General features: G+C 57.6%; 22 protein-coding genes and 2 pseudogenes. 2 read left to right on the top strand and 22 right to left on the bottom strand.

Annotated features, from left to right (window positions below; genetic code table 11):
• The 9 genes and pseudogenes from ACR0AO_RS22725 to ACR0AO_RS22685 all read right to left on the bottom strand — a co-directional run.
• A partial coding sequence (locus ACR0AO_RS22725; RefSeq protein ID WP_480608784.1) for an IS110 family RNA-guided transposase occupies positions 1 to 469 on the bottom strand: 469 nt, incomplete at its 3' end.
• A 369-nt stretch (positions 470 to 838) separates the two neighbouring features.
• Positions 839 to 3958: an efflux RND transporter permease subunit gene (locus ACR0AO_RS22720; RefSeq protein WP_480608783.1), complete on the bottom strand. Its 3120-nt coding sequence runs from the start codon at positions 3956 to 3958 to the stop codon at positions 839 to 841.
• Positions 3959 to 5116 (bottom strand): efflux RND transporter periplasmic adaptor subunit, encoded by a 1158-nt coding sequence (locus ACR0AO_RS22715; protein WP_480608781.1) that lies wholly within the window; start codon positions 5114 to 5116, stop codon positions 3959 to 3961. It abuts the gene before it with no gap.
• A gap of 118 nt (positions 5117 to 5234) precedes the next feature.
• Positions 5235 to 5603 (bottom strand): hypothetical protein, encoded by a 369-nt coding sequence (locus ACR0AO_RS22710; protein WP_480608779.1) that lies wholly within the window; start codon positions 5601 to 5603, stop codon positions 5235 to 5237.
• A gap of 66 nt (positions 5604 to 5669) precedes the next feature.
• Positions 5670 to 7931 (bottom strand): GNAT family N-acetyltransferase, encoded by a 2262-nt coding sequence (locus ACR0AO_RS22705; protein ID WP_480608777.1) that lies wholly within the window; start codon positions 7929 to 7931, stop codon positions 5670 to 5672.
• A gap of 1 nt (position 7932) precedes the next feature.
• Positions 7933 to 8847 (bottom strand): D-alanine--D-alanine ligase family protein, encoded by a 915-nt coding sequence (locus ACR0AO_RS22700; protein WP_480608776.1) that lies wholly within the window; start codon positions 8845 to 8847, stop codon positions 7933 to 7935.
• Between the two features lie 62 nt (positions 8848 to 8909).
• Positions 8910 to 9914 carry a D-alanine--D-alanine ligase family protein gene (locus tag ACR0AO_RS22695; protein ID WP_480608774.1) on the bottom strand — a complete coding sequence of 335 codons (1005 nt, stop codon included), beginning with the start codon at positions 9912 to 9914 and terminating at the stop codon, positions 8910 to 8912.
• Positions 9908 to 11206, bottom strand: coding sequence for a KamA family radical SAM protein (locus tag ACR0AO_RS22690; RefSeq protein WP_480608787.1), 1299 nt, complete (start codon positions 11204 to 11206; stop codon positions 9908 to 9910). Before ACR0AO_RS22690 ends, ACR0AO_RS22695 begins: the two co-directional genes overlap by 7 nt.
• Positions 11207 to 11455: 249 nt before the next feature.
• Positions 11456 to 11540 (bottom strand): annotated as a pseudogene (locus ACR0AO_RS22685) (IS6 family transposase); the annotation flags it as partial.
• Between the two features lie 131 nt (positions 11541 to 11671).
• Here ACR0AO_RS22685 and ACR0AO_RS22680 point away from each other — a divergent pair.
• The gene (locus ACR0AO_RS22680; RefSeq protein ID WP_480608772.1) at positions 11672 to 12196 is read left to right on the top strand and encodes a nucleoside deaminase; all 525 of its coding nucleotides are present in this window, start codon (positions 11672 to 11674) and stop codon (positions 12194 to 12196) included.
• Between the two features lie 209 nt (positions 12197 to 12405).
• Here ACR0AO_RS22680 and ACR0AO_RS22675 read toward each other — a convergent pair whose 3' ends face one another.
• On the bottom strand, positions 12406 to 13842 hold the full coding sequence (locus ACR0AO_RS22675; RefSeq protein WP_480608770.1) for a tetratricopeptide repeat protein: 1437 nt from the start codon (positions 13840 to 13842) through the stop codon (positions 12406 to 12408).
• 169 nt (positions 13843 to 14011) lie between these two features.
• On the opposite strand from ACR0AO_RS22675, the gene ACR0AO_RS22670 reads away from it, so the two are divergent.
• Positions 14012 to 14392: a nuclear transport factor 2 family protein gene (locus tag ACR0AO_RS22670; RefSeq protein ID WP_480608768.1), complete on the top strand. Its 381-nt coding sequence runs from the start codon at positions 14012 to 14014 to the stop codon at positions 14390 to 14392.
• Positions 14393 to 14800: 408 nt separating this feature from the next.
• On the opposite strand, the gene ACR0AO_RS22665 is transcribed toward ACR0AO_RS22670, so the two are convergent.
• The 12 genes and pseudogenes from ACR0AO_RS22665 to ACR0AO_RS22610 form a co-directional block, all read right to left on the bottom strand.
• Complete coding sequence (locus ACR0AO_RS22665; protein WP_480608766.1) at positions 14801 to 16174, bottom strand: aminotransferase; 1374 nt, start codon at positions 16172 to 16174, stop codon at positions 14801 to 14803.
• Positions 16175 to 16202: 28 nt separating this feature from the next.
• Positions 16203 to 17678: an NAD-dependent succinate-semialdehyde dehydrogenase gene (locus tag ACR0AO_RS22660; RefSeq protein WP_480608764.1), complete on the bottom strand. Its 1476-nt coding sequence runs from the start codon at positions 17676 to 17678 to the stop codon at positions 16203 to 16205.
• Between the two features lie 114 nt (positions 17679 to 17792).
• Positions 17793 to 18272, bottom strand: a complete 480-nt coding sequence (locus ACR0AO_RS22655) for an Lrp/AsnC family transcriptional regulator (protein WP_480608762.1) — start codon at positions 18270 to 18272, stop codon at positions 17793 to 17795.
• Between the two features lie 12 nt (positions 18273 to 18284).
• Positions 18285 to 19277, bottom strand: coding sequence for a N(2)-acetyl-L-2,4-diaminobutanoate deacetylase DoeB (gene doeB, locus ACR0AO_RS22650; protein ID WP_480608761.1), 993 nt, complete (start codon positions 19275 to 19277; stop codon positions 18285 to 18287).
• Between the two features lie 3 nt (positions 19278 to 19280).
• Positions 19281 to 20468, bottom strand: coding sequence for an ectoine hydrolase DoeA (gene doeA, locus ACR0AO_RS22645; protein WP_480608759.1), 1188 nt, complete (start codon positions 20466 to 20468; stop codon positions 19281 to 19283).
• A 19-nt stretch (positions 20469 to 20487) separates the two neighbouring features.
• Positions 20488 to 21480, bottom strand: coding sequence for an ectoine utilization protein EutC (gene eutC, locus ACR0AO_RS22640; RefSeq protein ID WP_480608757.1), 993 nt, complete (start codon positions 21478 to 21480; stop codon positions 20488 to 20490).
• Positions 21473 to 22480 (bottom strand): hydroxyectoine utilization dehydratase EutB, encoded by a 1008-nt coding sequence (eutB, locus tag ACR0AO_RS22635; protein WP_480608755.1) that lies wholly within the window; start codon positions 22478 to 22480, stop codon positions 21473 to 21475. The genes eutC and eutB overlap by 8 nt, the downstream gene beginning before the upstream one ends.
• Before the next feature lie 18 nt (positions 22481 to 22498).
• Entirely contained in the window at positions 22499 to 23263 is a 765-nt protein-coding gene (gene eutA, locus ACR0AO_RS22630) for an ectoine utilization protein EutA (protein WP_480608753.1), read from the bottom strand.
• A gap of 8 nt (positions 23264 to 23271) precedes the next feature.
• Positions 23272 to 23709 (bottom strand): universal stress protein, encoded by a 438-nt coding sequence (locus ACR0AO_RS22625; RefSeq protein WP_480608751.1) that lies wholly within the window; start codon positions 23707 to 23709, stop codon positions 23272 to 23274.
• A gap of 12 nt (positions 23710 to 23721) precedes the next feature.
• Positions 23722 to 25008, bottom strand: a complete 1287-nt coding sequence (locus tag ACR0AO_RS22620) for a TRAP transporter large permease (RefSeq protein WP_480608749.1) — start codon at positions 25006 to 25008, stop codon at positions 23722 to 23724.
• A 10-nt stretch (positions 25009 to 25018) separates the two neighbouring features.
• Complete coding sequence (locus ACR0AO_RS22615; RefSeq protein ID WP_480608747.1) at positions 25019 to 25582, bottom strand: TRAP transporter small permease; 564 nt, start codon at positions 25580 to 25582, stop codon at positions 25019 to 25021.
• 70 nt (positions 25583 to 25652) lie between these two features.
• Positions 25653 to 26672 (bottom strand): annotated as a pseudogene (locus ACR0AO_RS22610) (TRAP transporter substrate-binding protein).
• Positions 26673 to 26681 lie beyond the last annotated feature (9 nt).

The following is a 26681-nucleotide window of genomic DNA, read 5'->3' as shown; positions in this document are numbered from 1 at the left end:
CCGCTTCAATTCCGATCGGCAGGATGTGCCCAAACTCACGCAACAAGCTACGGATCATGTTGGCCAGTTGAGTGCGTTGCCGGACGGCCAGATCGCGAGTCCGGTGGATTGAGAGAATGGCTTGCTGCTCTTCCGTCTTGATCTCGACAAACCGCATGGTTGGCCGACGGACCGCTTCGCAGATTGCCTCAGCATCAACGGCGTCGTTCTTGCCGCGTTTCACGTAGGGTTTGACGTATCCGGCGGGCATGAGCTTCACGTCGTGCCCCAATTTGCGCAGCTGGCGACCCCAGTGATGAGACGAGCCGCAGGCTTCCATCCCGACCCTGCAGGGTGGAAGCGTCTCAAAGAAGCGGAGCAGCTTTGCGCGTTTGATGGCTTTGTTGAAAATCACGCGGCCGTTCTCTGAAATGCCGTGAACTTGAAAAACATCCTTGGCCAGATCCAGGCCTACGGTCTTTACTATCATTGGGTGGCTCCTTTCCTAGCAGTCGGTGATAACTGCACTTCGGCACATTTGATGCCGGTGGAGCAGGAGCCACCCACCTCATCCGCTTCTGGTGTGCGTGCCGCACCAGATATGAGCCCCTTGCTTGTGACTCTTGCGGTCTCCGCGCTGCCGCTCAACACTAAAACCCAAACGGAAGATTCCAGATCAAACCGGCCCTAATCGCGGGGGAAGGTCAAGTGGATTGCTTTCCCGCCGATAAGTTGACTAAGCTAAATTGCGGTATGTGAACTCGTAACCTCGACTGTCGTGACCCAACCTTCACAACATAAACAGCGCCCCAATAACTAAGAGCGCTAATCGTTTTTCGCGCAACCTGAATCTACGGTTTCAATAGGAGATCGAGCGACTTTTTGTTAAACGCTCTCGTAGCCGCTCAATGACTACGTACAACACCGGTACAAGCACGAGGCTAAGTGCTGTCGCGACAATCATCCCGCCAAAGACAGCCGTTCCAAGGGATCTTCGGGCCGCAGATCCCGCACCGCTGGCAATGACCAGCGGCACAACGCCCAGGATGAAAGCAAACGCGGTCATCAACAATGGCCTTATTCGGATACGCGCTGCCTCCATTGCCGAGTCCTCAACCGAAAGACCCTCCATGCGACGACGTCTGGCGAACTCGACGATCAGGATGGCACCTTTACTTGCGAGACCGATCAACATGACCAGTCCGATCTGACAATAGATGTTGTTGTCATAGCCGCGCAGCCATTGCGCAACCAGGGCCCCGAATATCGCGAGAGGAACCGCCAGCAAAACCATGAAGGGCATAACGAAGCTTTCATACTGGGCGGCCAGAAACAGAAAGGCGAATACGACGGCCAGCGCGAAAAGGATCGGAGCCACGTTCCCAGCCTTGATTTCTTGATACGCATTACCAGTCCACTCGAAGGTATACCCCCTTGGAAGCGTTTGTTTCGCCAAAGTGTTCATGGCCGTGATCGCCTGACTGGAACTGTGTCCTTCGCCTGCAGCACCACTGATACTGGTCGAACGGAACAGGTTGTAGTGATTGATGGTGCGCGCGCCGATCTGGGGCTGCAACTTTACCAAAGCACTCAACGGCACCATGCTGCCCTTGTCGTTGCGCACGTAGAGCCGACCAATGTCTTCTTCGGCTTGCCGGGCATCTACATCGGCTTGCAGGTAGACTTTGTACACTCTGCCGTAGACGTTGAAATCGTTGACGTAGACGCCGCCCAAAAACGTTTGCAGCGCATCAAATACATCACCAATCGAAATGCCCTCGGTCAGAGCCTTGGTGCGGTCAAGCTCGATATGCAGCTGCGGAGTGCTGGCGGAAAACGGGCTGTACAGGCCAGACAATTCAGGCCGGGCATTTCCAGCCGCAACCATTTCCCGAGTCAGCTGCTCCAAGTCCTGCAGCGAGCCGCCGGTTGTGTCCTGCAGTTCGAATTGAAAACCACCGGTTGGCGAAAGGCCGAAGATGGGGGGTGGGTTGAATGTGGTAAGTATTCCACCCGGAATTTCGTCAAATTGTGCCTGCGCCTTGGCTATGAGCGCCGCTACGCTCTCACCGGATCCCTTCCTCTTGTCCCAGGACTCGAGAACTGCGAACAGGTTACCCTGGTTGGGCGCTGAAGTGTTCGTCAAGATGCTGAAGCCAGTGAAGGTAATGACGCCTTTGACCCCCGGCAGATCATGCAGAATTTCGTAAGCCTCATCCATAACCTTTTGGGTCTGACCCAACGCGGTGCCTTCCGGAGTTTCCAAACTGATGATGAAATAACCCTGATCTTCGTTTGGGATAAAACCCACAGGCACAACGGTAAACATGTAGACAGTTCCCGCCAGTAATGCCGCAAAGCCCAGGGCCACAGGTTGCCAGACCCGGATGAACCAGCCAACCACCGCCTCATAACGCCGCGTGAACCAGGCAAACCCAGCGTCGAATTTTTGGATTATCTTTGCCTTTGGCCGTGCCCCGCCCAGCAACAAACCACACAAGGCCGGGCTGAGCGTCAGGGCGTTGATCGCCGAAATGGCAACGGCCGAGGCAATGGTCAGGGCGAACTGCTGGTATAACTTACCGGTAAGCCCGGGCATCAGGGCGACAGGTATGAAAACGGCCATCAGAACCAGCGAAGTGGCCACAATCGGGCTGGTAACTTCGTCCATCGCGCGGCGCGCGGCAACCCTGGCATCCGTCTCACCGTTTTCTATATGCCTCGATACGTTCTCGACCACGACAATTGCGTCATCGACAACCAGACCAACCGCCAGCACAAGACCGAACAACGTCAGCAGGTTGATTGAAAAGCCCAGAGCGTACATCAAAGCGAAAGTGCCGATCAGACAAACCGGAATTGTTATCACCGGGATTAGCGCCGCCCGCAGGTTGGGCAGGAAGATGACGATGACAAAAACGACAAGCAGAATGGCCTGTCCAAGTGTGAAGAGAACATCCCGAATGGCTTCTCGATCGAAGTTCGTTGTGTCGTAGATAACCGTATATTCAAGGCCTTCAGGGAAATCCTGTGACAGTTCCGCCATGGTTTCGCGAACCTGCGATGCCAGTTGCAGGGCGTTGGCCCCCGGAAGTTGCATAACACCAAGGCCCACCGTCGGGCCGCTATCCAAGGTCGAGTTGAACGAATAGTCCTCGGCGCCCAGTTCCACCCGCGCCACGTCCTTAAGCCTGATGACAGCACTGTCACCGCCGATGCCCAGAACGATATCCTCAAATTCTTCCTTGCTTTGCAGCCTTCCCTTTGCAGTCAGCGTCAGTTGAAACTTCTGGCTGTTGCGGTTCGGTGGCGCGCCCAACGAACCGGCGGCGACCTGCTGGTTTTGCTCGGTGATCGCGTCATACACGTCTGAGGTTGTCAAGCCGAGGCTTGCCATCTTTTCGGGATCAAGCCAAATCCGCATTGCATAGACCCGCTCACCCCAAACCATAACCGTGCCAACACCCGGAATACGTTTGAGGCGATCCGTGATGTGAATGTCCGCGTAGTTTGAGATGAAGAGTTCGTCGAATTGGCCGTTCGGCGAAATCAGGTTAACCCCCATGATCAGGTCAACCGACTCCTTTGTGACGGTCACGCCAGACGCGACCACCTCGTCCGGGAGTTGCGCCATCGCCGTGGATACTCTGTTCTGAGTGTCCACGGCTGCGATACTGAGATCGTAATCTTCCTCGAATGTGACCGTTATGTTCGAGGTACCGTCGTTGGAGCTGGTGGACGCCATGTAAACCATGCCCTCGACACCGTTGATCTGCTCTTCGAGGGGAATGGTCACCGCCTCTTCCACGACTTCGGCGCTGCCGCCGGTATAGGTGGCGCTGACGACAACCGTTGGAGGCACGACTTCCGGGAACTCACCAACGGGAAGCAGCGGGATCGAGATCAACCCGGCAATCACAATAACCAACGCGATAACTGAAGCGAAGACGGGCCTGAAGATGAAGAACCGGCTCAGCATTCAGCCATCAGCCTTGTCAGCACCCGAGTCCGCAGATGGCTTTTTTACATCAACAGCCTGTCCTGAACGGACACGTTGTTGCCCCTGCACGAGGACCACTTCACCGTCCTTGAGCCCCGTCTCTATGATACGGCGACCTTCGTAGTCACGGCCAACAGTAACCCGGCGCATTTCGGCCTTGTCAGTTTTGTCGACAACAAAAACAAAGAAACCGGCTTGATCTTGTGCAACAGCTTCAGAGGGCACTGTTATCTGGCCCGCCTGCTCGGCCAGCTGGATGTTCACTCTGGCATATTGACCGGGGCGGAGCGTTTTTTCGGGATTGGGAAACACGGCACGCACGGCAATGGTACCGGTCGTGGGATCAATGCCCGGTTCCAAAAAATCAAGAGCGCCAGGGTGCGGGTGTACGCTGCCATCAACCAGCGTTATCGCCACCTTCAGATCCGGATTTGCCGATCTGTATTTTTCCAGCTCCAGAAATTGCGTTTCGCTTGGGCTTACATAGACAAACAGCGGATCCATTTGGACCAGTTCGGTCAGGACGGTGACATTTGCCGAAACGACGTTGCCGACATCCTGATAAACGCGTCCGATACGCCCAGTGATCGGAGCAGAAACCGTAGCATAATCAAGGTTGACCTGTGCCGATTCCACCGCGCCCTGGCTGCTGTCGAGATCACCTTTGGCTTGGGCCGCGTCGGTGGTTGACCGGTCCAATTTCTCCTGCGCAATGGTTCCATCACTTGCCAACGCGGAATACCGTTCCTTTTCCCTCTGCGCAAAATCGAAGCCAGCCTGGCTTTTGTCTCGTTCGCCCTTGTGGCGCTTGAGCTCGGCTTCGTAAGGACGTTGGTCAATTACGAACAGGGTATCGCCTTTGACGATATCTGTACCCTCTTTGAAAGGACGGGCTTCAACGTGACCATCGACGCGCGACCGCACGGAAACTGTGTTGGGTGACTCTGTACGACCGGTTAACTCAAGATAAAGCGGCACCTCTTCTGTCGTTGCCTGGGCGACGACAACCTTCGGCGCAGTGGGGGTCGATTCTTCCGCTTCTTTCTCGAAGCAACCGGTAATGAGGATCAGAAGGCATAATGAAAGAAGATGACGTGCTCCTCGGATCTCACCTATTTTCTCCAGCCCAAAGTGCACTCGCCCCTCCCAAAACCCAAAACCCTGACTAACAGATAACTCATTTTGTCAAATTTTTCACCAACAACAAATTACTGCCCGTCCACGATTTCTCGCGAAAATTTCTGACGTAAAGCGTTCAGCGAATGGATCTATATTTCTGGGCCTCGAATTTGGCCGGAAGCGTGTCGACTTTGGTCAATGTCGCATTGATCGACCCCGCACGATCGTTTTCCAGGTTAAAGCAGGTGAACAATGCTGTGCCATCAGGTTCTGAAGGTGTAGACGCCCCCGCTGGCCTCGGTGTGCCATTGTGGGTTTGCAAACAACCTGAATGGAAGCGTCTATGGAAGATATTAGCATGATTGGCCTGGATTTGGCGAAGAACGTTTTCCAAATCCGCAGGATGGACAATGTAGTATTTTTCCCAAATGGCGGGACATGTGGCTTCCGTCGCTCGTGCATCCAGTTTGAGTGCTGAGGCTTGTTCACGAACCTCTCCAGCCATGATCGGCACAACAGCGAAAACGCTGCGGCCCTATTTCTATAGGACGAATGGCGGGCTTTGCCACGGTCACACTGACAGAACCTTTGCGTAGATTGCCTTGCCGTCGCCTTCCCGGTAGAAATCGTCCAATTCAGCAGCAAGGTGATAGCCCTGGCGCAGATAGAAAGCGCGTGTGCTTGCGTAGGCCGGGCTGGACGAGGTGTCGATGAAGACCTGGCGGCCTTCGGCGCGGTCAATGGCGGTCTCTATGCGATGCAATATCTCGGCGCCCAAACCCTTGCCCTGTAGTTCGGGCTGAACTGCGATCCAATAGAGATCCCAGCTCGTCTCCGAGCCGGGGATCATGCCATAGCAGGCAAATCCCTCTAAACGGTCGCCTCGGCTGGCAAAAAGGAAATGGTACCCAGATGCACGGCCCCGCGCGATGCGCTCTTCCGCCAGTTCTTTTGCAATCGCGATTTCCTCGGCCGAAAACCGATCCGTTGCGGCGACAAGAGCGCTGATTTGTGCCGGGTCGTCGGGTCTGACCACAGTGCGCCATCGTCGCGGCATATGATTGGATTTTGCTTGTGACCACTTTCCAACCGAATGCCGCTTCGAATTAAGCCCGCTCGCGAAGCTTTCGAAAAAGGCTCGTGCGTTCGGGCCGAGTGTCCGGATCCGATATCCACCTTCTTGAACCAGTACCGTCGGATATCCTTGCTGCGCAATCCGCGCGCCGATGCGGCGAAAATCCTCGGGGCGGTTGGACCAGGTTCCGGTCGGGTCGCCACGGCCCGTGTCAAATCCCAGCGATACAACAAGATAATCGGGGCAAAACTCCGCGATCCGTGCCAGCGCCTGATCCAAGGCCAGGAGATACTTCGCCGGGGATACAGTTTCAGGCAGCGGAATGTTGAGGTTATAGCCTGCACCCGCTCCGAGCCCGGTCTCGTCTCGAAACCCGGTGAAATAGGGGTAGGCAAAGCTCGGGTCGCCGTGGATGGAAACTGTCAGCACATCGGCGCGCTTGTAGAAGATGTCCTGCTGGCCATTGCCGTGGTGATAATCAATGTCGAGAATTGCGACCTTGCCATAATGCGAAAGGTAGCTGGCGGCGATAGCCCCGTTGCAGAGATAGCAGAACCCGCCAAACGTCTTGCGTTCTGCATGATGACCTGGTGGACGCACAAGCGCATAGGCCGCCGGAGCGCCACCCAGAACTGCATCAGTTGCGGTCAGCGTGCAATCGACAGCGCGCCGCGCCGCGGGCCAGGCGTTTCGGTTGATGGGTGTGAATGTGTCGATGCACCAATAGCCCGCCAGCACCGATCGCTCTTTCGGGGGGCGCGTCGCGTTGCGCACCGGGAACACATAAGGATAGATTGAGGTCTTTTCCGGCGCTTCCGCGCATGCGCTCTTGAGGTAATCGATCAACCGGGCGTCATGCACTTCGCGTATCCACCGGTCGGGGAAATGGCGGGTCTCGTAGCGGACGAACAGGCCCGTTGCGTCGAGGTCATCGAGGATTGAGTTGATCCGGACCGGGCTTTCGACATAACCCCGCTCGCGGATGTGATGGATGTCGTGCCGGTCATTGACGATCAGCGGAATGGGTCGGCGCATGTCGTTGGGCGTGGCGACAGTCCTCGTCCCCTTATAGCGGGGTGGGCGCAGCGCATACGCTCCTTTGTGGATCGACCCCACGACCTCGGCCACATAGTCCGGCGGGCAGAGCGTGCCGTATTTCCGTTCCAGTATCGCGCGCACGATGTTTTGCAGCCTAGCGGCGTCCGGCAGGTCGAACCGGCCCAGCCCGTCGAAGACGAGATGCGGCGTGTCGGCATCTTCAGGCGAAAGCGGTGTTTCATAGGCTGTGCCGACAATCGGGCGCGCGCCGAACCGTTCATAAAATTTTAGCCGCGCCGAATTCTGTACTCGGACGGTCGGATCAAGGCTGCGCTCGGGATCGTCCGGCAGACATTCAAAATACAGGCCTTCAGCGCCGAGTGCTGCCGCCTCAAGCCGCACACGCTCATAAAGCGCTCCACCCGCGCCACGACCGGGTTTCGCGCCAGGCTCTGTCGCCAGCATGTCGAGGAAGGCAAACGCCAGTTCGGGATCATAGAGCATCACGGCCGCCGCGCGGACATGGGACCGTGCGTCCTCGGCCACCAGCAATTCGGCGACAAACCGATGGGTGAACGGGTCCGCGAGGCGCGCGGGAAGTGTGTCGATGTCTTCGGGAGCCATGCCGGGAAACTGGGCCCGCAGGATGGCTTGAGCCTCGGCAACGGCGTTTCGATTATTTGGTGCTCGTGTATCCGGGACTTTTCGTATGCGGAACATCTCAGGCCGCCTTTTTGGACGACTGCAGACCGGACGACACGATCACCGATATCACGTCATAAAAGCATAGGCCGGCCTCTGCGGCGGCGGCGACAAAACCAGCGTCTGGAGCAAGACAGGGGTTGGTATTGACCTCAAGGATCCAGGGTTGTCCCGCATCATCGACACGAATGTCGATGCGGGCATATCCCGACAGGCCGAACAGGTCCCAGCAGGCGCGGGCTAGGCGTTGCAGCTCTTGCAGCAGTGCATCGTCCGTGCTTGGAAAATCAAAGCACCGCGGGGTGTTCTGATAGCCGTGGCTGTCCTCGACCCACTTGGCGTCGTAGTCGACGATGTGATGGGCATGATCCCCGTAGCCCAGAAAGAGTGTCTCGGCCGGGGGCAGGACACGCACGCCTTCGTCAGTTTCAAGCAGGGACAGGGCGAACTCGCGGCCATCGATAAAGGTTTCGGCAAAATGGGGATCGCCCGTTTGAGCCATCTTCTCGGCGATGATCTGCGCCGCGCGCCTACCCGACATAACTGAGGTCTGGTTGATGCCGATCGAAGCGTGTTCGGTGATCGACTTGACGATCACCTTGCGCGCGCGCGCAAGAGATACGCCGTTCTGGCTCCAGGCCGGTGTCGGCAATCCGGCTGATCGCATTCGTACCTTCTGCGCAATCTTAGACCGGCAGATCCACGATGGCTCCCCGCCGCAGCCGGTGAAGAGCAGGCCGCGACGCGCAAGGCCCTTGGGGATGGCAGCTGCAGGGCTGGCGATCCCGTCAATCGCCTCTACGAGGTTGAAGACAAGATCAGGTCGGTCAGCGGCAAGCGCATCCAAAGAGTCAGCGCCCTGATCCAAAATGTAAAGCCACGACTTGGCCCCGAGGGAGACCAGCGCATCGCGGACCGCAAGCGCGGTTCGCACAGTGTCTCGTTCATCCGGTGTGTTCCCGGTGGCCCCGAGTAGGACGGGGATATTCAAATCTTTCATAGTGTGACGCGCTGCGCCTCCTGGTGTTGGTCAATCCGCAAAAGCGCCGCCGTTACAATTCCAGCGATCAGATCATCGTAGGAAAGCCCGGCCTTGCCCGACAGGATCGGCAGATCTGAATGTGTTGGGTGCAAGCCCGCCAGCGTGTTGACTTCAAGAAACTGTGGTTGACCGGAGGTATTGGATCGCAGGTCTATTCGTGCCGCGTCGCGACACTGCAACGCGTGATAGGCGCCAAGCGCGACACGCCCTGCTTCGCGCGCCTCGGCATCATCGGCGAGGGCGTAGAGGACATGGGTGTCGCACTGTTCCTTGTTCAGGAAGCTGTAGATCTGATCGCCCGAACGGTCGTGCAGCATGACCTCCATCACCGCGATGACACGCGCTTGTGCGCCATTGCCAAGGATACCAACCGTGAACTCGCGCCCAGCAAGGTAGGTTTCGGCCAGAACGGGCTGTGCGAAGCGGGCGATCAGGTCCTGCGTGACACGGACAGCGTTTTGGGCTTCGACAACCTTGGAGGCGTTTTCGTAGCCCTTTCCGGTTCCCTCGGCCAGCGGCTTGAGGAACAGGGGGAACGGCAATTCCGAGTTCGCGACGTCTTCTGTGCTGTCAAACACGGCAAAGGGCGCGGTCGGAAGGCCGGCATTGTGCACGATCCGTTTCGCCATGGCCTTGTCCAGTCCAAGCGCCTGGGTCAACGGGTCAGAGAAAGTATAGGGAATGTCGTAGGCTTCCAACAGCGCCGGGACCTGAGCTTCGCGCGAGCGGCCCGAGACCCCTTCGGCGATGTTGAACACCAGATCCCAACGATCCCCGGCCACCAGCCGGGAGGCCAGCGCGCGAATATTGCCGATCCGGTCTGTGCGGTGCCCGGTGCGCGCAAGCGCGGCCTCCAGCGCCTCTACCGTCTGCGGACTGTCGAATTCGGCCAGCGCTTCCTCGGACAGGCCCATACCAGCATAATCGTCGCGTAGGTCATAAGTCAGGCCGATCAGCATGGCGCGCCCTCTCCAATTGCTGTACCGCCTTCGAGCGGGTCGGGGTAGCGATAGTGCTTGCCTTCAAAGTTGCGCAGGATCAGGTCGTCGCCGTCGCGGCCCACGACATAGTCGGGCAGCAAGGGAATCTTGCCACCGCCATCAGGCGCGTCGATCACATATTGCGGGACGGCATATCCGGTGGTGTGCCCGCGCAATCCTGCGATGATCTCCAGACCTTTCGAAACAGGCGTGCGGAAATGGGCAGAGCCGGTGATCGGATCGCACTGATAAAGGTAGTAGGGCTTCACCCGGCGTTTCAGCAGCCCGTGATTAAGCGCTTTGATCGTTTCAACACTGTCATTGATGCCTTTCAGCAGAACCGTTTGCGAGCCAAGTGGAATTCCCGCATCAGCCAACCGCGCATAGGCTTCGGTGACTTCAGGTGTCAGTTCTTTCGGGTGGGTCGCATGGATCGACAGCCAGAGCGGGTGGTGCTTCTTCAACACCCGGACCAGATCGCGGGTGATCCGCATCGGGAGCACGGTTGGAACTTTGGTGCCCATGCGAACAAACTCGACATGTGGAATGGCGTGCAGCCGGCCCAGAAGGTAGTCGAGTTTCTCGTCGGATATGGTCAATGGATCACCGCCGGACAGAAGGACGTCGCGGATTTCCGGGTGAGCCTCAATGTAACAGAGCGCCTTTTCCCACTGACGCGTCGAGAACTGGTACTCGCCGCCCGATTGCCCGACCATGCGGGAGCGGGTGCAATAGCGGCAATATGTCGAACAGGTCCCTGTTGTCAGAAAGAGGACCCGGTCGGGATACCGGTGAACGAGTCCTGGCACGGATGTGTCGTGGTCCTCGCCCAAGGGGTCATCCGCCTCGCCTGGAGCGCGCAGGTATTCCTGACCCACCGGGATATGGGTGCGGCGGAGGGGTTCCATCGGATCGCTGAGGCCCATGAGGCTGGTGTAATAGGGCGTGATCCCCACGGGCAGTCCGCCCGCGTGACGTCCGACCGCCTGGCGTTCCTCGGCACTGAGATCGAAGACACGTTCGAGCTCGGAAACCGAGCGAATCCGGGCGCGCATCTGCCAGCGCCAGTCGTTCCAGTCAGCTGCCGTCGCATCGGGAAAAAAACGCCGTCGAAACGCGTCGGTCTCTTTTCCAATGGGAAACCGTGCCGCACGTGTTGTCGACCGTCGAGGTTCAGGTTTGGATTGGTTTAGAAAAGAAGGTATTGCGGCTGTCCCGGCGACAAACCTGAGACATGGAGGCTCCGCGCTGGGAGCGTTTTCTTGATCCATTTCGAAATGGTTCCAGCGCTGAATGCGCCGTCGCGCGCCAATCGTCGTTTCTGTCGCGGCATTCAGACGGAGTGAAGATGCGCTCACATTTTTTCCAAATCAAGAAGCTTTCAAAAAATTTCTCGATCCGCTTAGTGTGACGTGGTCATTGCCTGCAAAGCCGCCAGATAGGCCGTTAGCAGCACTGCTCCCTCACCACGTTGGGATCTGTTGCGAAGTTTCTGATTGAACGAAGAGTTGACACCGAATCCGCGGCTTTTGTCACCCAATGGTTCAGCGTCGTTTGATCTACCGCAACGCCACGCTCGGACATGATTTCTTCAAGATCACGGTAGAGGGCTGAGACCTATTCAGCAGGCTGAAGCGGTGAATTAGACGTGAAAGGCGTTGATGGCAGCTTGGACTAGGCCGACCACAAATCAAGGTATTCTCGTGGTAGGGTGGTGACAGAGATGAATACATCACATGGATGTCGGCAAAATGGTCAAGATTAGAAAACGTGAGCAGGACCACCAGAGCGCACTCGTTTTCGCGAGGCGCGACTTTCTCGCTGCATCAGGCTTTGGCGCACTGACAGTCGGATTGAGTAGCTCCGTCGTGGGCCAGACTTCAACGAGTTCGGACGCCGCGATACCTCAACCAAGTGATCCCAGCGACGCCACATTCATGGAGCGCGCTTTCGAGATGCGTCAGTACGCAATTGCACTTGGAGATCAGGGGTTTGGTGCAGTTATTGTGCGCGATAATGTCATTATTGGCCAATCATGGAGCAGGGTCATCATGGATCAAGACCCCACGGGCCACGCTGAAATGGCCGCGATCAGGGACGCGGCGCGCCGTCTCAATGACCGAGATTTGAATAGAGCGGTCATGTACTCATCTTCCAGGCCGTGCCCCATGTGTGAAGCCGCAGCTTTCTGGGCCGGGGTCCGCCACATGTTCTATGGCCGAGGAATCAGGAGCGCGGGATCACCGAAGCTTTGCAGTTAGAATGGTTTTCAGCCATCAGCAAAGTATCCTGTCGCGTTCGCTTTCCACGGTGGAAACTCTTCGGCCCAGAGCGGACACTCAATGGACCGAGCCTTGCCGTGTTGCAGCTTCACCGAACCAGTCGTTCGCTGCGCATGCGAGCTCTGAACTCAGTATGTGCCCGCCAGGAGAAAGACACTGCTGTTCGCTGCCCAGTGCTCGAATATCGGTTACTCGCGCAATCCGGCCTCACGCAGACAATCTTTAATCCGTTCCATCTCGGCGGCGTCTTTCAGTGGCATACGATCAAAATCGGAAACCGATGCGTTGGGCAAGGCAGAGTAACAGCTTTCGACAGCAGCCTTTGCGTCCTCTTGCCGCCCTGCTCTCATGTAGCTGGCAATAAGAAGGAATTGGCCGAAATACCATTGAGGCATGAGGTGAACAGCTTTTGAAGCCCACTCGATTGCCGTATCGAAGCGCTCCGCCAAATAGTGGGCCAAAGCCATACCGCTAAAACGAAAGAATATGCTGGGATCGCGCGGATTGGACCTAATGGCGATTTCTTGACTGACAATAGCCTCGTCCACGCGACTCAACAGCCCCAGTGCGGTTCCCAGTGACCCTTGGGCAACCGAACAATTTGGATTGAGCTCTACCGCTCTTTCCAAGGCGGTTACTGCTTCCTCATGGCGGCGTAGGGCAAAACAGCTGAGACCGAGAGCCCATTGCGCATATTCGTTTCGATCACCCAAACGCGTTGCGCGTCTGCCTAACTCGTAAGCTTTTGTCGCAGCTGCCGAAGAGTCCTCGGCAAACCCCAGAATGACACTGTGATAAAGGATCACAGAGTAAACCAGGTGGGCTTCAGCGCTGTTGGGGTCGCGTTCCAGCGCCCGTTCGAGCAATGCTTCGGCTTTGACATAGCTCTCCGGCGCGAAATCATAGAGCAGATGCCAGGCGCGCATGGTCAGTTCCCAAACTGTCAGGTCCGGGCGCAGGCGCTTTTCCATAGGTTGGCCCGCAGTCAGGTGTACCCGAGTCAGAATTGACGCAACAACATTTCCTGTAATCTCGTCCTGAAGATCGAATACATCGGCAAGCAAGCCATCATATCGCTCTGACCAGACATGCCCACCGGACAGTCCATCAATCAGTTGCGCCGTCACCCGGATCCGGTCGCCCGATCGACGCACGCTGCCCTCGAGTACATACCTTACGCCCAGATCATCAGCGACGCGTTTCACATCAACCTTTTCGCCCTTGTAAGTAAATGTTGTATTCCGGGCGATAATGAACAGCCACGGTGAGCGGGACAAAGCCGTAATGATGTCGTCGGTAATTCCGTCCGAGAAATACTCCTGATCCGGGTCTCCCGACATATTGTCGAAGGCCAGTACTGCTATTGAAGGTTTGTCAGGCAGTGGTGTGCCACGACTGATCGCGTCCTCCGAGCACAGAGATATTTCCTCAAGAAACTTGTGCAACTCCAGCTTTGAGGAAACCCCAAGTTTTCGATAAATGGTTGTCAAATGTGTCCGGACAGTTGAAGGCGCAATGAATAACCGATCCGCAATCTGATTGTAGCTTTCCCCGTTGGAGTATGCTTTTGCAATCTCCTCTTCCCGAGGGCTCAGCTTTTCAACCTGCGCAGAGGGTTTTTCCAAAACTCACCTCAATGACCGTCCAGTGAGAGCGGTTGCAGTCGGGTGTTCATCTAAATGCAGTACACCATTTACTGCAGCCGCAGTAGCCAAAATAGAGCACTCGGCTGATACCACCCTGTTCACCCGCTCCCTAATGTTGCGAGACTACAGTAACAAACGGAGATTTAAAATGCTGGTTACAAAGCCATCAAGTGATGCAGAAATCGTTGAAAGCGGGTGGGGCGCGGTTGCCCGTGGTGATTGGGATACACTGATTGCGGACTACACCGAAGACATGATTTTTGCGATGCCGGGCCAGAATGACGTGCTGACCGGTAAAGGCGCGTTTCGCAATTCATTAAACAATCTTGGGTCAGCTTTGCCACCGGGGTTTGCAATAACTGCGATCCGACAGATCGGCGAATCCGGCGAGGTTATCTCGATTGTTGAGTGGAAGAGCGACAGCGTTCCTGAGGGTAGCCAATTGGCCGTGTTGTTCAAATTCACCGACGCAAAGATTTATGAGGAGCGTTGGTTTGTGGACACTGAACAATGGAAAGCTGCGTTCTGAAACTCCCCCGAATCCTGCTGGTCCTGCGGTTCTGGTTCTAAAACCAACCCCGGGCAAGTGTTCAATGGCAGCCTTGCTGACCTAACGTCGATTAATTTGACCTTTGCCTTCTGCCGTAGACTGCCCAAAGGAGATCTTTATCCAAACGAGTAATGCCGCAGTGCAGCTTTCGTATTACCGCCATTCGTGCGGCCCGCAGCATTTGCCGCTTCCGTTTATGGTGATACGAAACTTTGCATGAATTCACCGTGCTTAATCCAACACCGGATTTCAGGTGTTCCAACATTTCCAGGAGAAGCGCAAGGTGCCACCGTTGGTTGAATGGGTTTGAAAAATCAGCCGACAGGCCTGTCGGCTGAATCCCATGCAAAAAGTGGATGATCCCAGCTATGCAGCGGTGAAATGATGTCAGCCCAAAACAGTCTGAACTGCTCGCGCTGTTGCGGCGACCACTTGATCCGCTTCCGCGCGGCTCAAGCAGAACGGCGGCGCAAAGCCCAGAATATCTCCCTGCGGCATTGCACGGGCGATAACCTTGTCCTGCTCCAACAGCTTAGCCGATATCCGCGGACCGATCTTGTCCGCAGCATCAAAGAAGATGCGGCTGTCCTTGTCCTTCACGAATTCCACCGCACACAACATACCTTCGCCGCGGACTTCACCAACATGAGCATGACACGACAGCGCCTCCGCCATGGCGGCGTTCAGATAGGCTCCGACCTCACCAGCGTTTTGGACCAGATTCAACTCATCGATCAGCTTGAGATTTGCAATACCGGCGGCGGCGCCGATCGGATGCGCCGAGTAGGTCCAGCCGTGTCCGATCGGGCCATTTTCGTCAGTGCCCTGTTCCAGCACTTTCCAGACCTTGTCGGAGACAATGGAACCCGAAAGCGGCGCATAGGCTGATGTAAGACCCTTGGCGATGGTGATGATGTCCGCTTCGATCCCGTAGTGATCTGAGCCGAACATGGCACCGAGCCGACCGAATCCGGTGACAACTTCATCGGCGACCAGCAGGATGTCGTATTTTTTCAGTACGGCCTGGATCGCCTCCCAGTAACCCGCAGGCGGCGGAACGATACCGCCAGTACCCAGAACCGGCTCACCGATGAATGCCGCGATGGTGTCCGCATCTTCGCGCTCGATTAGCGCTTCCAGTTCAGCCGCGCAATGAGCCACAAACTGCTCCTCGCTCTGACCCAGATCTTCGCGGCGGTAATAATAGGGTGCTTCGGTATGGATGACCTGCTCTATCGGCAGGTCAAATTTCTTGTGGAACAGCTCCAGCCCGGTCAACGAACCGGTGACCAGCCCCGAACCGTGATAGCCGCGCCAGCGGGAGATGATTTTCTTTTTCTCCGGGCGGCCAAGGATGTTGTTGTAATACCAGATCAGCTTGACGTTGGTCTCATTCGCGTCCGAGCCGCCGAGGCCAAAATACACCTTGGACATGTTCGCAGGCGCGCGGTCGAGGATCATTTTCGACAAGGTGATCGACGCCTCGGTGCCGTGGCCCACATACGAGTGGTAATAGGCAAGCTCCTTGGCTTGTTCGCCAATTGCCTCTGCGATCTCTTGCCGGCCATAGCCAGCGTTCACACAGTAAAGGCCGGCAAAGGCATCCAACAGCTTGTTCCCGTCACGGTCTTCGATGAAGACGCCGGATGCGGTCTGGATCACCCTGTTCGGGCTTTCACCGCGGGCGTGCTGGGCCAGATGGGTCGATGGGTGGAAAAAATTCTCGCGGTCCCACCGGTCGAGTTGATCATTCTTCAGCATTTAGCTTCCTTTCTCGTCCGCGCGGGGCTCAGGCCCAGTCGCGGCAAACGTATTTAATCTCGGTGAATTCTTCCATTCCCAGCCGAGCGCCTTCGCGGCCAAGGCCGGATTGTTTGGTGCCGCCAAAGGGGATTGGTGCACCCGTGACCTTGGTGCGGTTCACGGCCACCATGCCGTATTGCAGTGCGCGGCTCAGCCGGTAGATGCGGCGCGGATCGTGGCTGTGGACATAGGCAACCAACCCGTATTCGCTGTCATTGGCGCGACAGACCGCCTCCTCTTCGGTATCAAAAGCAGTGATTGGGGCGACGGGGCCGAATGTCTCCTCGGACATGATCAACGCATCCGCGGGGACATCAATAAGAACAGTGGGTTCATAGAAAAGCGGCCCCAATGGGTGCCGCTGGCCGCCGCAGGTCAGTCTGGCGCCTTTGGCCAGTGCATCGGCGACATGCTCTTCCTGCTTCTGCACCGCCTTTTCGTTTATCAAGGGGCCGAGATCACAGTCATCCATGCCCTTGCCGATTGTCAGGGCCTTTGCAGCTTCGGTGAACCTCGCGCAGAACTCAGCATAAACCGGGCGCTCCACGAAAATCCGGTTCGCGCCAAGGCAGTCCTGCCCGGAGGTTGCAAATTTCGCCTTGATGGCCTCATCCACGGCCTTGTCCAGATCGCAGCCCTTGAAAACGATCACCGGCGCGTGCCCGCCCAGTTCCATCACCAACCGTTTCACGGAGTCTGCGGACTGCCGGTAAAGCAGCTTGCCGATATTGGTCGAGCCGGTGAAGGACAGCGCTCGCACCCGGGTGTCGCGGGTCCAGGGCTCCACCACGGTCGCGGCCTTGCCGGTCACGACATTGAACACACCCGGCGGAAAGCCTGCGCGTTCCGCGAGTTCTGCCAATGCCAGGGCGCTGAACGGGGTTTCGCCTGAGGGATGGGCCACTATCGTGCAGCCTGCCGCCAGGGCCGCCGCTGCCTTGCGGGTCAGCATGGCAGAGGGAAAGTTCCATGGCGTGATCAGCGCTGCCACCCCCACCGGTTCGCGCCACAGCTCCACCTCGGCATCTGGCAGATGGCTGGTGACGCCTTCGATATTGGGACGCTTGGCCTCTTCCGCGTAGAATTCCACAAAGGCCGCGCCGTATTCGATTTCACCGCGTGCTTCGGACAAGGGTTTGCCCTGTTCCAGCACCATGATGCGGGCGAGGTCGTCCTTATGTTCCAGCAGCAGTTCAAACCACTGGCGCAGAATGGCGGCCCGCTTTTGCGGCAACAAACCTGCCCATGTGGGAAATGCACCCTGCGCCGCATCAACTGCGGCAGAGGATTCTTCTGCTGATAGGCTCGCCACATGCCCCAGTTCTGCGCCATCCGCCGGATCGCTGACCGGGAAGGTTTCGCCGTTGCCAGCTGCGCACCACCTGCCGTTTATATAGGAAAATGAGCGCACCAAGGCCTTGTCGGCAATGTCCGCACGGGCAGAGAGAGCGGTCTCCGTCATGTTTGTCCTCCTCACGTCTTGCAGAGGAAACTGACGGTTTAGAACAGAGGAAGTGACTGAAGTTGAATGGCCGCGCAGAATAAATAGCTGCCGCTCAGGTGCTTTCGCGCTTAATCAGTCGTTGCCAAGCAGAATATCCAGCGGCGGCACGCCCGCTCCTTTCACGGGCTTGGTCACCACATAGGTGAAGTAGCGGCTAAGGCCGATGCGGGCGTCCAGCATCTCATCGATCAGCCGCTGATAAGCGTCGATATCTCGGGTAACGATCTGCAAAAGGTAGTCAAATCCACCCCCCAGCGCCCAGCAGGCAGTCACTTCGCTGTATCGCCGCATGGCCGCTTCAAAAGCACGGAAACTGGCGGCGGTGTGAGCGGCAATCTCTGCTGCGACGAAAACGGTCACGTGGGGCGCCAGTTTCTTGAGGTTGATTCGGGCGCCGTAGCCTTCGATAAGCCCAGCCTGTTCCAGCTTTTTCAGCCGGTCCCAGCAGGGGGTTGGCGACAGGCCAATCCGCTCAGCCAGCGCGGCCTTGGTGATGCGGCCCTCGGTCGAGAGCACACGCAGAATGTCGAGGTCGCGCTGATCCAGTTGCATGCACTGGCCCTATCAGGCACTGGTGACGCCGACAACCGCCACGCAGTCACCGGACTTGATCAGGCCGGGGAAATGGCGGCTGATCATCAGGCCGTCTCGGCGGGCCCGGTATTCCCGCGGCGGCCGCCCGGTCCGGTCCAGTGGCCAGACGCGGGCGACCAGATCGCCCTTGGAGACCGGTGCGCCCAGATCCACCATCGCCTCGTACAGCCCGTCGTTCTCGCTGAACAAAAAGCAGTCGTCATCCGGCATCGTCAGGTTCACCGTCTCATCAATCTGCATCTCGCCCTGCAGAATTCCGAAATGTATCAGCACGTTGCGCAGACCCTTCTTGGCAATGGCATTGCTGCGCGCCGTGGACGAACCGCCGCCGCCGAGCTCGGTGGTAACCAGCACCTTGCTCATCTCCTCGACCGCGGTGTCATACATGCCCGCACTGTCGATCTCCAATAGCTCAACGGAAAAGGGTGCGTTGAACGCTTTCATCGCGGCAAAGCAGGCCTCCTGCGTGGCCTTGTCTTCCAAGATATGCGCGGCCGCAAAGGGGACGAAGTCCAGCGTTTTTCCACCCGAGTGGAAATCCACAGCAACATCCGCCAGCGGCAGAAGCTTGCGCTGAAAGTAGTCTGCGATCTTTTCGGTCACTGTGCCGTCCGGGCGGCCGGGAAAGGACCGGTTCATGTTGCCCTTGTCGATAGGGGAGGTGCGGGTGCCGGCGCGGAATGCCGGATAGTTGAACGCCGGCACGATGATCAGCCGCCCGGTCACATCTTCGGCGCGGGTGGTTGCGGCCAGCTCATGCAGGGCAATCGGGCCTTCATATTCATCGCCGTGATTGGCACCCGTCAAAAGCGCAGTCGGCCCCTCTCCGTTTTTGATCACCGTCAGCGGGATCATCACCGACCCCCAGGCGCTGTCATCGCGGCTGTAGGGCAGTTTCAGGAAACCGTGGTGCACCCCATCCTGATCCAGGGGGATGGTGGGGGAAATCGGGTTTGGCTTCATGGATTAGTCCTTCACCAACAGTTTGCGCGGCACATCGGACAAACACTCCGGCCCATTCGCCCCGATGCGGATGCTTTCGGTGATCTCGAATCCCCAGTCTTCCATCCAGAGGCCGGTCATGAAGTGGAAGGTCATGTTCTCTTCCATCACCGTCGTATCACCGGGGCGCAGGGACATTGTGCGCTCACCCCAATCCGGCGGGTAGGAAACGCCAATCGGGTAACCGGTGCGGCTGTCCTTCTCGATGCCGTACTTCTTAAGCACCTTGAAGAACGCGTTGGCGATGTCCTCGCAGGTGTTGCCCGCCTTGGCCATTTCCAACCCTGCGTCCATGCCTTCGAGAACTGCCTTTTCCGCATCCAGAAAGGTCTGCGTCGGCCTGCCGAGGAAGACGGTGCGCGACAACGGGCAATGGTAGCGATGCACGACGCCTGCGATTTCAAAGAAAGTGCCTTCGCCAGACTTCATCGGCAAATCGTCCCAGGTCAGATGCGGCGCGGCGGCATCCGGCCCCGAAGGCAGCAGTGGCACGATCGCCGGGTAGTCGCCGCCAAAGCCAAGCTCCGCGTCAAAGCGCAGGGCCGCGTCATAGATGTCAGCCACCAGATCGCATTTGCGCATGCCCGGCTCGACCTTGTCAAAAATCCGCTGATGCATCCGCTCTACGATCTTGCCAGCCTGGCGCATATAGGTGAGTTCGGCTTCGGATTTCACCGCGCGCTGCCAGTTGACCAAGGCGTTGGTATCGCCAAAGCGGGCATTGGGCAGATGTTTCTGTAGTGAGGCATAGGCGGCGGCGGTGAACCAGTAATTGTCCATCTCGACGCCGATATTGCCGCCGTCCAGACCTCGGTCCTTCAGTTGCGCCGACAGGTAATCCATTGGGTGGCGCTCGGTCGATTGCACGTAGTGGTCCGGGTACCCGATGATATTGGCAGGATCCATGAAACAGGTGCGCAGGGCACCGTTGGCATCCTGACCGCGACCGTACCAGATCGGCTCACCTTCCATGCTCAGCACCACACATTGATGCACATAGAAGGACCAGCCATCATATCCGGTTAGCCAATTCATATTGGACGGGTCGGTGACGATCAGAAGATCAAGACCGCGGCGGGCCATCTCGGCCCGGGTTTTTTCCAGGCGCCCCTGGTATTCAGCGCGGGAGAAATACAGCTTGGGATTTGCCATATGTGTGGTTCCTGATTGATTAACTGGTGAAAGTGGCGCCGACACCCGCCGCATCCGCGCGGTTGCCTGCAAGAGTTGCAATGGCAGTGTCCTGAACGCCGGTACCGGTCAAGTCGACAATGATCAGATCACTGTCCGACTGGCGCCCGGCGGCTTTGCCCGCAGTGACATCACCCAACTCGGTAAAGCTGCGGCCCTCGGAGATCAGCCCGGCTTCGATGGCGCTGCGCAGCTCGCCCTTGACGGTGCACTGCGCCTGGCTGTCGGGAACATACAGGTCTGCCTTTGCTAGGCAGGTAGGCTCCAGTTCACACTTGTGTTCCTGATCCGAACCCATCGCGATAACCAATTGCCCCGACAGCAGCCACTCTGCCTTGATTACAGGCGCGACTGCGGGCGTTGTCGTCACGACAATGTCCGCCGAAGCGATCGCCTGGGCCACGTCCGTGCTGACGGAGACTTCGATCGCAAGTTCCTTGCGCAGGCTGGTAGCGGCGACCTCGGCCTTGGCTGGGTCCCGAGCCCAGATCACAGCGCTTTTGATCCCGCGCACCAAGGTCATGGCCTTGAGCTGCATTTTCGACTGCACCCCGGCACCAATAATGCATACATGCGTCGAGTCTTCGCGCGCAAGGTGGCGTGCTGCTACAGCCCCCGCTGCAGCGGTGCGCACGTCCGTGAGGTATCCATTGTCCAGAAGCAACGACTGAAGAATTCCTGTCCGGCTGGAAAACACCACCATCAGCCCGGTTGTGCTTGGCAGTCCGAGCTTTGGGTTGTCGAAGAATCCCGGGCTCATTTTCATGGCAAAACTGTCGATCCCTGGCACATAGGCGGTTTTCACGCAAACCTCGCCGTTGTGGTCCTGCACCGGCAGGGTCAAGATCGGGGGCATTACAACCTTACCGCCGGCAAGTGTTGTGAAACCCTGTTCGACGCAATCTACCGCGTCACCGTCCAGTGGCACCAGATCGCGGAGTTCCGCTTCGGTCAGAATCTTGATTTCAGCCATCTGCGCCTCCCTTGGCTTCGGCTTCCACATCGACGTTTTCCCCATCAACGATGCGCTTGTGCAAGCCCATGTCGATGTTTTGACCGCTGACCAGCGCAGCACAATGGCCGGGGTTCTTGATCTTACCTGCGAGCAGAGCGGCGATGCCGACACTTCCAGAGCCTTCGATGATCTGACGTTCCTCGAGATAGGCGTGGCGAATGGCAGCCGCGATTTCTACTTCCGAGACCAACACCACCTCATCGACAAAAGCCTTGGTCATTTCAAAGGTATAGGTGTTGTCGAGCCCGATGCCACCCCCCAGGGAATCTGCAAGCGTTGCTTTTTCCTCAACCAGAACCGGCTTACCCGCCTTAAGGCATTCATACATCGCAGCGCCGCGTTCCATGGTGATGCCGATCACTCGGATTTTCGGGTTTGCCGACTTCAGCACCAAGCCCACGCCTGAAATCAACCCGCCGCCGGACAGCGGCACCAGCACGGTGTCCAGATCCGGCGCCTGTTCCAGTATTTCCAGCGCAACCGTGCCCTGTCCCGCGATGACGTCGCGGTGATCAAAGGGCGGCAGCATGGTCATGCCCTCGGCCACCAGCCGGTCGACCTCGACCTGCGCATCGTCTTGCGATCGGCCCACAATATGTACCTCGGCGCCGTGGGATTTGATGCCTTCGACCTTGTTCTGCGGCACTAATTCAGACATGCAGATGATGCAGCGCACTCCGGCCTGAGCGGCGGCATAGGCAAGCCCGCGCCCGTGGTTGCCAGTGGAGACGCCCACGACTCCCTCTGCGCGCTGTGCTTCCGTCAGAGACAAGACTGCATTGGTGGCACCGCGAAGCTTGAAACTGCCGGTGATCTGGGTGCTTTCCAGCTTGAGGGAAATCTGTCCGCCGCTCAGTTTGCTGAGCGAAGGAGACTCCACCAGAGCTGTTCGCCGGATGCGCCCGGCAATCCGCTCCTGTGCCCGATAGCAGTCCTGAAGGGTAATATTGCTCGTCATTGGACCTGTCTTGCCTGATTAGAGTTCGAAAAGCCGGCCATAGCCCGGTACTGAATCCGTGATCCCGGCCAGCCGCAGGCAGCGCCAGACCATCGCTTGGTTTGAACTGACGACCGGCTTGCCCAACCGGTCCTCAATCCGCTGCACGCAGGTGGCGGCGCGCAACGCGGTACAGGATAGGAATAGCGCATCTGCCCCGTCATCGCAGGCCGTAATCCCGGCCTCGATGATACAGTTCTCGGAAATCCGCGCCATTTGACGGTCGTCGGTCAGTCCAAAACAGGTAGCGCTGACTACCTCAGGTCCATGTGCTGCGAAATAGTGCGCCAGCTCATCCGTCACTTCGGGGCTGTAGGGCGTCAACACCGAGACCCGCTTGACTTCCAGCGCCTCAAACGCATCGAAGGCGGCAGAACTGGGGGTGACGCAGGGTGTATCCGGCTTGGCCGCATTCAGGTACCGGGTGACGGCATCATTTCCCAAGACAATAGAGGCCGCGGTGCAGCCGTAGGCAACGACATCCACCTCTTCATCAGGCAGGATTTGCGCTGTGGCCTCACTCAGCCGCGGGCCGGTCCGCAACAGCGTTTCCTTGGTGGTCGGGTTCTCAAACGCTATCCGGTTTGTATAAACGCCTACCTGATCCGGGTCGCAGATCCGGGCAAAGTCGCGCTCTGATGTGTGGTCTGTCGCCAGTGCCACCAGGGCGATTCTTTTTTTGACCGGGCGATCGTCCAGCACAGCGGGAACGCGCGAGGGCGTGGAGCGAATATCCAAGGCCATTTTCTCTCCTAAATAACAAGAACCGGAGTTTCAGACAGGCTCGTCAACTTGTGTGAGACACTGCCCAGAAGAACCCCTTCCAGCGAGCCAAGACCGCGGCTGCCGATTACGATCAGATCATGTCCGCGCTCTATTGCAAACACGGTGATAGTGCGGGCCACCGGCCCGGCTTTGACAAACGCGCGCGGTACTGAAATGCCGCTTTCCACCGCCAGTGATTTGCCGCGCTCGGCAACCTCTTTGGCGTGGCTGCGCATGATATCGTCCAGATCAGCGGGCTCGTCAGGGCGCACCATATGCATGGAGGCTTCCAGCAGCGAATGATGGCGGTAGACCGTCAGCAGCGTCAGCTCTGCCCCGCAGAGCTGCGCCAGTTCCGCCGCCTTGACCAACGCGGCCTCGGCGCCTTGCGAGCCATCAAAGGGAACCAGAATGGATTTGAACATCGCCTGGGCTCCTTACTTCGCAAAGGCCAGGTCGCGCAGGAACAGCGCAATCTGGGGGAAGAAGATCAGTGCCACCGACACCCCCAGCAGCATCAGGATGAACGGGGGGGTACCGCGCACCACCTCGGCATAGGGGCGCTTGAATACGGCGATGGCGGTAAAGATATCGCAACCGAACGGCGGGGTGGCTGAGCCGATAGCCACCTGCAGGGTGATGATGGTTCCGACAAGCACAGGATCGATACCCACCGATTGTACCACCGGGGCAAAGACTGGCACCAGCACCAGGATCACCACGATTGGGTCGACAAACATGCAGCCGATGAAAAAGGCTATGGAAATCACAAAGAGCACACCGATCGCCCCCATCTCGGCAATACCGATAGCGCCCAGTATCTGCTGCGGCACCTGCGCAAAGGAAATCACCCAGGAAAACGCCGCACCCGCGCCCACCAATATGAACACGATGGCTGTGATTAAGCCGGTGGATTTGGCGGTGTCATAAACATCCCTCAGCGACATGGAACGGAACACGCCCACCTCAAGGATCAGCGCATATAGCACGCAGGCCGCCGCCGCCTCAGTGGGGCTGAACACGCCGCCGTAGATGCCACCGATGATGATCACCGGAAACCCCATCGTCCACAGCGCCTGCCGCATTGTCTGCAGCCGCTGGCTCCAGGTTGCTTTGGGTTCGGTCGGGACGTTGTTACGCACTGCATAGATGTAGGCGTAGATGGAAAACAGCAGCAGGATCAGCAAACCGGGGCCGATACCCGCAATGAACAGCTCGGCGATTGAGGTGCTGGAAACCACGCCGTAGATTATCATGCCGATGGAAGGCGGGATCAGGAAAGCAATGTCGCTGGCATTCACAATTAGCGCCAGCACAAAACTGTCTTTATACCCTGCCTTCAGCATTCGGGGACGCAGCGGGGAACCGATGGCCACAACAGTGGCTTGAGTAGAGCCTGATACAGCACCAAACATGGTGCAGGCGGCGGCTGTGGAAATTGCCAACCCACCGCGGATGTGGCCCATATAGGCCATCACCACATTGATTAGCCGCCCGGCCGACTGTCCGCGGGTCATGATGTCGGCGGCAAAGATGAACATCGGTACTGCAATCAGCGAAGCGGGGCGGATGCCCGCCATCATCTGCTGCACCATGGTTTCGGTCCGGGCCAGATCGCCGAACATCATCAGAAAGCCGATGAACGCGCCAGCAATCAGCGGGATCATCATTGGAAAGCCCAGAAGCAACAGGGCAATCATGGTCAGAAAAATTGTAGCGGCCATGGATTTACCCTCAGATCTCGATTTCTTCCGCGCTCTCGTACCCCTCTTGCAAGTGGGTCGAGAGATAGATGCCGGAGGAGGTGAAGTTGCGCACGGCAGTAAGCAGGTACTGCATGCCCGTCATGAAAAAGCCTGCGGGCACCCAGACCAGTATGATCCAGACCGGGACTTGCAAGGCAGGCAGCACCCGGCCGCGCGACGCCTGCGCTGCAATGTATTTCACCGAATAGTAGCAAAGCAGGAACATAAACCCGGCGGTGATCAGGGCGATAACCACCATCAAAACCTTGCGGACCCGTGGTGGCAGCGCGTCATAGATCGCCGACATTCGGATATGACGGGCATGGCGGGCGGCGTAACTGATGCCAGCAAAAGTGATTAAAATGATCAGGATGCGGTTCAACTCTTCTGAGAAGAAGATAGAGTGGCCAAGCAGGAAACGTCCGACCACATTGGCCACAGTATTGGCGGCCATCAGAAGCACGCCAGCCGCCAGTAGAAAGGATTCGGTCCGGCTGATTGCCGCGTCCAGAACGCCCAGAAATCCAGGCAGAGCGGCCTCGTGTGTCGTCATTGTTCCCCTCAAATACTTTCAGGCGGCAGGCAAGGCTGATCCAGCCTGCCGCGGTTGCATTTTCTGGGCGTCAGTTGGCGGTGGCCGCCAGGTCTTCCTTCATCTGCGCAAGGATTGCAGCGCCGCTGTCGCCAGTCATCTCGATGAACTTGGCCTCAACCTCAGTAGCCGCTTCCTTGAAGCAGTTGCGCTGATCGTCACTGAGGACAGTCACTTTCATCTCCGGCTTGGCTTCCATGATCTTGGCCAGCTCGGTTTCCGCCGCCTGCTGCTGGTAGATCACGGTGTGGTCATAGGCTGCCTGTGCCGCGTTCTGAACCACCTGCTGATCTTCCGCGCTGAGGCCGTCATAGAATTCCTTATTGGCCATCACTGCTGTGGTGAAATTGTTGTGACCTGAGTAGGTGATGTAGTCCGTAACCTCGTAAATCTTGGTCGAATAGAGGAAAAACGTCGGGTTCTCTTGCCCCTGGATCACGTTGGTCTGCAGCCCGCCATAGACCTCGCCCCATGGCAGCGGCGTCGGGGTGGCGCCAAAGGCTTTGTAGCTTTCCACCAATAGCGGGTTGGTCATCACCCGGAATTTTACTTCATTGAGGTCGGAGCAAGTGGTGACCGGAGTCTTGGTGGTCATCGCCACTTCGCCCTCGGGGAACATGTTCAAAAGCTCCAGCCCCTGATCGGCATAGAGCGGCTTGAACATACCGTTGATTGCCTTGCTCTCCTTGTAAAAACGCGCCAGATGCTCCTGATCGGTGGGCAGCAGATAGGGAACGAAGAACACCTGCGCTTCGGGAATCAGCGAACCGGTGAAGCCAGGTGACTGATCGACAAACTGCAGGATACCGTCCTGAGCCTGCTCCATGATGTCAGCGGATTCACCCAGCGTGCCATAAGGGAACAGCTGGACCTAGTGATCCGAGTTCGCCTCGATTTCTTCCTTGAATTTCTGGGCATAGATGCCCTGCACATCGGTCATTGCCTCCTCGAAGGCATAGCGCCAGGTATCGGCCTGCGCAGCCGAACCGGCAGTCAGTACAATTCCTGCGGCGGCAACCGCGCCAAAGGTGAATTTGATGGATTTAGACATGATTTCCTC

The sequence above is a fragment of the Ruegeria sp. AF8 genome (genome assembly GCF_056541825.1).
Note: the sequence above shows the minus strand (reverse complement) of the source record. Positions and strands in the feature narration are given on the sequence as shown.